Source organism: Pseudomonas arcuscaelestis, assembly GCF_016881005.1.
In the GTDB taxonomy this organism is placed as follows: Bacteria; Pseudomonadota; Gammaproteobacteria; order Pseudomonadales; family Pseudomonadaceae; genus Aquipseudomonas; species Aquipseudomonas arcuscaelestis.
On sequence record NZ_JACOPV010000037.1, the window covers coordinates 1 to 7,088 of the forward strand.

Annotated in this window: 6 protein-coding genes and 1 tRNA gene; 6 read left to right on the plus strand and 1 reads right to left on the minus strand. The window is 57.1% G+C overall.

The window, feature by feature from the left end; translation table 11 throughout:
• Window positions 1-649 precede the first annotated feature (649 nt).
• A tRNA-Leu gene (locus tag H8F21_RS28925) sits at window positions 650-734 on the minus strand.
• Between the two features lie 108 nt (window positions 735-842).
• Here H8F21_RS28925 and queA point away from each other — a divergent pair.
• From queA to H8F21_RS28955, 6 genes are all read left to right on the plus strand, one after another.
• Window positions 843-1,892 (plus strand): tRNA preQ1(34) S-adenosylmethionine ribosyltransferase-isomerase QueA, encoded by a 1,050-nt coding sequence (gene queA, locus H8F21_RS28930; RefSeq protein ID WP_203482659.1) that lies wholly within the window; start codon window positions 843-845, stop codon window positions 1,890-1,892.
• Window positions 1,893-1,906: 14 nt separating this feature from the next.
• The gene (gene tgt, locus H8F21_RS28935; RefSeq protein WP_168198526.1) at window positions 1,907-3,022 is read left to right on the plus strand and encodes a tRNA guanosine(34) transglycosylase Tgt; all 1,116 of its coding nucleotides are present in this window, start codon (window positions 1,907-1,909) and stop codon (window positions 3,020-3,022) included.
• Window positions 3,023-3,068: 46 nt separating this feature from the next.
• Complete coding sequence (gene yajC / locus H8F21_RS28940) at window positions 3,069-3,404, plus strand: preprotein translocase subunit YajC (protein WP_010223473.1); 336 nt, start codon at window positions 3,069-3,071, stop codon at window positions 3,402-3,404.
• Window positions 3,405-3,467: 63 nt separating this feature from the next.
• The gene (gene secD, locus H8F21_RS28945; RefSeq protein WP_136478046.1) at window positions 3,468-5,333 is read left to right on the plus strand and encodes a protein translocase subunit SecD; all 1,866 of its coding nucleotides are present in this window, start codon (window positions 3,468-3,470) and stop codon (window positions 5,331-5,333) included.
• Between the two features lie 9 nt (window positions 5,334-5,342).
• The gene (gene secF / locus H8F21_RS28950; RefSeq protein WP_203482658.1) at window positions 5,343-6,254 is read left to right on the plus strand and encodes a protein translocase subunit SecF; all 912 of its coding nucleotides are present in this window, start codon (window positions 5,343-5,345) and stop codon (window positions 6,252-6,254) included.
• 120 nt (window positions 6,255-6,374) lie between these two features.
• A complete protein-coding gene (locus H8F21_RS28955) occupies window positions 6,375-6,923 on the plus strand; it encodes a glycine zipper 2TM domain-containing protein (RefSeq protein ID WP_136478044.1) in 549 nt (182 codons plus the stop codon).
• Window positions 6,924-7,088 lie beyond the last annotated feature (165 nt).

Genomic DNA, 7,088 nt, shown 5'->3' on the forward strand with positions numbered 1-7,088 from the left:
TCAGTAGTGAAACGATGCATCGCCGATGGTAGTGTGGGGTTTCCCCATGTGAGAGTAGGTCATCGTCAAGATTAAATTCCGAAACCCCTATCTGCGCATGCAGGTAGGGGTTTTGTCTTTTCCGCGATCGCAAGCCGCGTCAATGTGGCGGCTTGCGTGCCTCGCGATACCCATACCCATACGCACCGCAGTCGCAGGTCAAGCCAGCGTCCAGCGGTTGATATCGCTGGCGTTAAATCGACAAATCGATAGGCAAAAAAATCCACCCTGGTGGGGGTGGTCTTGGGTATCTGTATGCTTACACAAAGGCCTGAGGCGCTATACCACGAGGCATTCTGCGATAGCCATAGCGCTGTAAGGCTCCTGGAGCTTCTCCAGCGGGTTCTGGCTACCTTGAGTTGCTTTCTATGACGGCGCTCTTACAGCGTTCAGCTGGAGGGTTCCACGCACTGTTTAAGATCGATTTAATTCAGCGTTGTCTACTGGGTCGCGTCGGGTCGACTTCTTGCCATCTACGATGGTTTGTTTGCCGGAAGGCTGGGAGTCATTGACGTGCGAGGGAGGATGAAACTCCAGAGACTAAAAAGCCCGCAGTTAGCGGGCTTTAGAGGTGTTACCTAGACGCTGGTAGTCGTCTATGTACTGCAGATGGTGCCCCGAGGGAGACTCGAACTCCCACTCCTTTCGAAAACGGATTTTGAATCCGCCGCGTCTACCAATTCCGCCATCAGGGCTTGTGGCGGCGAAGTATAGAGAGGTCATTACCGTTGGTCAATCAGCTTTCATGGTTAATTTTTGTCTTTTCGGCTAAACTTTGCGGCCCTGTCAAACCGAACACCATCATGCGCGTTGCTGATTTTTCCTTTGAGCTTCCTGATTCCCTGATCGCTCGCCATCCATTGGCGCAGCGCCACAGTAGCCGACTGTTGACCCTGGACGGTCCGAGCGGGGCTCTGGCTCATCGCCAGTTTACCGATTTGCTCGAACACCTGCGTCCGGGCGATCTGATGGTGTTCAACAATACCCGGGTGATTCCTGCGCGGCTGTTTGGCCAGAAAGCCAGTGGCGGCAAGCTGGAAATTCTGATCGAGCGGGTGCTGGACAGCCATCGCGTGCTGGCCCACGTGCGTTCGAGCAAGTCGCCAAAGCCAGGCACGCAGATTCTTGTCGATGGTGGTGGCGAGGCCGAAATGGTAGCTCGTCACGACACCTTGTTCGAGCTGCGTTTTGCCGAAGAGGTGTTGCCGCTGCTCGATCGTGTCGGCCACATGCCGTTGCCTCCTTATATAGATCGTCCAGACGAGGGCGCTGACCGTGAGCGCTATCAGACGGTGTATGCCGAGCGCGCCGGTGCAGTTGCCGCACCAACTGCCGGGCTGCACTTCGACGAAGAACTGATGGCCAACATTGCTGCCAAGGGCGTGGAAACCGCCTTTGTCACCCTGCACGTCGGCGCGGGTACCTTCCAGCCTGTGCGTGTCGAACGCATTGAAGACCACCACATGCATAAAGAGTGGCTGGAAGTGGGCCAGGACGTGGTCGACGCCGTGGCCGCTTGCCGTGCGCGGGGCGGTCGGGTAATTGCCGTGGGCACAACCAGCGTGCGTTCGCTGGAAAGTGCTGCTCGCGATGGTGTGCTAAAGCCGTTCAGCGGTGACACCGATATCTTCATTTTTCCAGGCCGCCCCTTTCACGTAGTCGATGCCCTGGTTACCAACTTCCATTTGCCTGAATCCACGCTGTTGATGCTGGTTTCGGCATTCGCCGGCTACCCCGAAACCATGGCTGCCTATGCAGCGGCGGTTGAAAACGGGTACCGCTTCTTCAGTTACGGTGATGCCATGTTCATCACCCGCAATCCGGCGCCGCGCGGCCCCGAGGATCAAGCATGAGTCGCACCTGTCGTATGTCCTTCGAATTGCTGGCCACTGACGGCAAGGCCCGTCGTGGTCGCCTGACGTTCCCCCGTGGCGTGGTCGAAACCCCGGCGTTCATGCCGGTGGGTACCTACGGTACGGTCAAGGGCATGTTGCCGCGTGATATCGAGGCCATTGGTGCGCAGATGATCCTGGGTAATACTTTTCACTTGTGGCTGCGCCCAGGTACTGAGGTAATCAAGGCCCACGGCGACCTGCACGACTTCATGAAGTGGCAAGGTCCGATCCTCACCGACTCCGGTGGCTTCCAGGTATTCAGCCTGGGCGCGATGCGCAAGATCAAGGAAGAGGGCGTAACCTTCGCCTCGCCGGTGGACGGTTCCAAAGTGTTCATGGGGCCGGAAGAGTCGATGCAGGTTCAGCGTGACCTGGGCTCTGACGTGGTAATGATCTTCGACGAGTGCACCCCGTATCCGGCCGATGAAGATGTCGCGCGCATCTCCATGGAGCTGTCGCTACGCTGGGCCCAGCGTTCGAAGAATGCGCATGGTGACAACACTGCAGCGCTGTTCGGTATCGTTCAGGGTGGCATGCACCATGACCTGCGCATGCGCTCGCTCGAAGGCCTGGACAAGATCGGCTTCGATGGCCTTGCCATTGGCGGTCTGTCGGTGGGTGAGCCCAAGCACGAAATGATCAAAGTGCTGGATTACCTGCCAGGCCAGATGCCGGCTGACAAACCTCGTTACCTTATGGGGGTAGGCAAGCCGGAAGATCTCGTTGAGGGTGTGCGCCGCGGCGTCGACATGTTCGATTGCGTGATGCCTACGCGCAACGCGCGCAACGGCCATCTGTTTATTGACACCGGCGTGCTCAAAATCCGTAACGCGTTCCATCGCCATGATGATTCGCCGCTGGACCCGACCTGTGACTGCTACACCTGCCAGAACTTCTCCCGTGCCTATCTGCATCACTTGGATAAGTGCGGCGAAATGTTGGGCAGCATGTTGAATACGATCCATAACTTGCGCCATTACCAGCGCTTGATGGCTGGTTTACGCGAGGCTATTCAACAAGGTACATTGGCCGCCTTTGTCGATGCCTTTTACGCTAAGCGCGGGCTTCCTGTGCCGCCCTTGGACTGATGTTTTGTCGATCCCTAACAAGTACTGATTGCAACTGGAGTGCTAAATGAGCTTTCTGATCCCCGCCGCTTACGCGGACGCCGCCGCCCCTGCCGCCGGTCCAGCCGGAACCGGTTTCGAGTGGATTTTCCTGGTCGGTTTCCTGGTTATCTTCTACCTGATGATCTGGCGCCCACAGGCCAAACGTGCCAAAGAGCAGAAGAACCTGCTGAGCAACCTGCAAAAAGGTGATGAAGTTGTCACCAACGGCGGCATTGCTGGCAAGATCGTCAAAGTTGCCGATGACTTCGTGGTACTGGAAGTTTCCGACAACGTTGAACTGAAGTTCCAGAAGGGCGCCGTTGCCGCGACCCTGCCAAAAGGTACGCTCAAAGCGATCTAAGTTTCAGTTTTTTTCCAATCGACGGGGCGCGCAAGGCGCCCCGCGTCTTGAACGGGCGGCGTGATGCTGAACAAATACCCTCTGTGGAAATACGCACTGATCCTGGTGGTACTGGCGATCGGTTTTATTTATTCCGCTCCCAACCTCTATCCTGATGATCCGGCCGTACAGGTCAGTGGTGCCAGCACGGCGTTGCAGGTCACTCAGGCGGATCTGGATCGCGCGAGCAAAGCGCTCGTCGATGCCGGTATCCAGGTCAAGGCAGCAAGCCTGGGCGAGAAAGGCAAGGGCGCACTATTGCGTCTGACCAAGCAGGAAGATCAACTTCCAGCCAAGGATGTAGTGCGCAAGGCACTGGGCGACGACTATGTTGTAGCTCTGAACCTGGCCCCGACCACTCCGCAATGGCTGCGCAATCTGGGTGCGAGCCCGATGAAGCTGGGTCTTGACCTTTCTGGTGGTGTGCACTTCCTGCTTGAAGTGGACATGGACAAGGCCATGTCGGCCCGACTGAAAGTCTATGAAGGTGAAGTCAAAAGCCTGCTGCGCAAAGAGCGTGTGCGCTATCGCAGCCTGCCGCAACTTGATGGCGGCATTCAGCTGGGCTTCTCCGATGATGCGTCCCGCGAGCAGGCCCGTAGCCTGATCCGCAAGAATTTCAATGATTTCGAGTTGACCACCACCGAGCGTAATGGCCTGTCGGTGCTGCGTCTGGCGATTACCCCGGCCAAGGTCGCGGAAATCCGTGAATACTCGATCAAGCAGAACTTGACCACGGTACGTAACCGAGTCAACGAGCTGGGCGTCGCCGAGCCACTGGTACAGCGTCAGGGTGCAAACCGCATCGTGGTTGAGCTGCCAGGCGTGCAGGACACTGCCGAAGCCAAACGTATTCTCGGCAAGACCGCTAACCTCGAGTTCCGTCTGGGTGCTGAGCCGGGCGCTTCGAAAGCGACCACCGAAACCTTCGAATTCCGCGAAGGTGGTCGTTCTGCAGCGGTCGAACGTGGCCTGATCATCACGGGTGACCAGGTTACCGATGCTCAAGCGAGCTTCGACGAGCAGGGGCGTCCGCAGGTGAACATCCGTCTGGATGGTCATGGCGGTGAACTGATGAGCCGCGCAACTCGCAGCAACGTCGGTCGCAGCATGGCGGTGATCTTCATCGAGCAGCGTCCTACCACGCGCTACGTGAAGCAGATGGTCGATGGTGTTGAAAAAGACGTTCCTGTCCAGACCTTCACCGAAGAGAAGAAAATCATCAGCCTGGCAACGATTCAGTCGCCACTGGGCAGTCAATTCCGCATCACCGGCCTCAATGGCCAGGGTGAGTCGTCGGAACTGGCCCTGCTGCTGCGTGCCGGTGGCCTGGCTGCTCCGATGTACTTCGCTGAAGAGCGCACCATTGGTCCTAGCCTGGGTGCCGACAACATCACCAAGGGTATCGATGCATCCTTGTGGGGCATGCTGTTCGTCTCGCTGTTCATCATGGCTATCTACCGCTTCTTCGGTCTGATCGCCACCATCGCCCTGGCCGGTAACATGGTCATGCTGCTGGCATTGATGTCTCTGCTGGGTGCAACCCTGACCTTGCCAGGTATCGCCGGTATCGTTCTGACCATGGGTATGGCGGTCGATGCCAACGTACTTATCTTCTCGCGTATTCGAGAGGAACTTGCCAATGGCATGTCGGTGCAGCGCGCCATCCACGAAGGCTTCAACCGTGCCTATACAGCGATTGTCGACGCCAACCTGACCACCTTGCTGGTCGGCGGCATCCTCTTCGCCATGGGTACCGGTCCGGTCAAGGGCTTCGCGGTTACCATGTCCCTCGGGATTTTCACCTCGATGTTCACGGCCGTTATGGTTACCCGTGCAATGGTCAACCTGACCTGCGGTGGGCGTGATATCAAGAAGCTGTGGGTTTAAGGGGCTGCCATGTTACGTACCATTAACTTCATGGGTGTGCGCAACGTTGCGTTCGGCATCACCCTGCTTCTAACGGTTCTGGCGCTGTTCAGCTGGTTCTATAAGGGTCTCAACTTCGGTCTGGACTTCACCGGCGGTACGCTCATCGAGCTGACCTACGAGCGTCCAGCCAACCTCGGCGAGGTTCGCGAAGAACTGGGTAAGGCTGGCTTCCACGATGCTGTGGTGCAGAGCTTCGGTGCTACCACTGACCTGCTTGTGCGTATGCCAGGGGATGACCCTTTGCTGGGTAATCGCGTTGCCGAGGCGCTGAAGAAGGTCAATACCGACAACCCGGCGGTGGTCAAGCGCGTCGAGTTCGTGGGGCCGCAAGTGGGCGAGGAACTGCGCGACCAAGGTGGCCTGGGTATGCTTCTGGCGCTTGGCGGCATCATGATCTACCTGGCGTTCCGCTTTCAGTGGAAATTTGCCTTGGGTGCGATTCTGTCGCTGATCCACGACGTGGTCGTGACGATGGGTATCCTGTCGTTCTTCCAGATCACCTTTGACCTGACAGTGCTGGCAGCAGTACTGGCGATCATCGGTTACTCGCTCAACGACACCATCGTCGTATTTGACCGGGTGCGTGAGAACTTCCGTGTATTGCGCAAGACGTCGCTGATCGACAACATCAATATCTCGACCACCCAGACCTTGCTGCGTACGGTCGCAACGTCGATCTCGACCTTGCTGGCCATCGCCGCGCTGCTGTTCTTCGGTGGCGATAACCTGTGGGGCTTCTCGCTAGCACTGTTCATCGGTGTAATGGCGGGTACCTACTCGTCGATCTACATCGCCAACGTGGTGCTGATCTGGCTGAACCTGAACAGTGAAGACCTGATTCCTACCGTCAAGGCTGAAGGTGTAGACGAGCGTCCATAAAGACATTTCCTACACTGTTCGTCTTAGAAGAGGGCGCGAGTATTGAACTCGCGCCTTTTTTTATGCTCCAAGGCAAGGAGAAAGCGGGCAATGTCCCGTAGGTACGATCAGGAGGTTCACGTGAACAAGTCAATGTTGGTGGGTGCGGTTCTGGGTGCGGTCGGTGTGACTGCCGGGGGTGCTGTAGCCACCTACAGCCTGGTCAAGGGTGGGCCGGAATACGCCGAGGTGTTGGCAGTTCAGCCGGTCAAGCAGACCGTCAAGACGCCGCGAGAAGTGTGCAAGGACGTTACTGTTACACGTCAAGCACCGGTTAAGGACCAGCATCAGATTGCCGGTACCGTGCTGGGTGCTGTAGCGGGTGGTCTGTTGGGTAACCAGGTTGGCGGTGGTACTGGTAAGAAGATCGCCACGGTAGCAGGTGCCGTTGGTGGCGGTTATGCCGGTAACAAGGTGCAGGAAGGCATGCAGGAGCGTGATACGTATACCACTACGCAAACTCGCTGCAACACGGTCAATGACCTGAGCGAGAAAGTGGTTGGTTATGACGTTAAATATTCGATTGGAGACAAGGTCGGCAAGGTGCGGATGGACCGTGACCCTGGCTCGCAGATCCCGCTGGATAAAGAAGGCAAGCTGATGTTGAGTGAGGCTCAGCCGGGTCAATAATCACTCGCTGCCAAGGTAATGGGTGTGGATAAGTCCTCGTGTCTAGTCCTGAAGTAGGTTTACACCTTTTCAGGTAGGCCACCAGGCCTCAAAACGCCCGATGCACCGCATCGGGCGTTTTGTTTTTCAGGGCCATATGGGGCCGCTCTGTGTTGTAGATCTGCA

What these genes read in the sequence shown, in the direction of transcription:
- queA (WP_203482659.1), top strand. Translation starts at nt 843, where the DNA reads ATGCGCGTTGCTGATTTTTCCTTTGAGCTTCCTGATTCCCTGATCGCT.
- tgt (WP_168198526.1), top strand. Translation starts at nt 1,907, where the DNA reads ATGTCCTTCGAATTGCTGGCCACTGACGGCAAGGCCCGTCGTGGTCGC.
- yajC (WP_010223473.1), top strand. Translation starts at nt 3,069, where the DNA reads ATGAGCTTTCTGATCCCCGCCGCTTACGCGGACGCCGCCGCCCCTGCC.
- secD (WP_136478046.1), top strand. Translation starts at nt 3,468, where the DNA reads ATGCTGAACAAATACCCTCTGTGGAAATACGCACTGATCCTGGTGGTA.
- secF (WP_203482658.1), top strand. Translation starts at nt 5,343, where the DNA reads ATGTTACGTACCATTAACTTCATGGGTGTGCGCAACGTTGCGTTCGGC.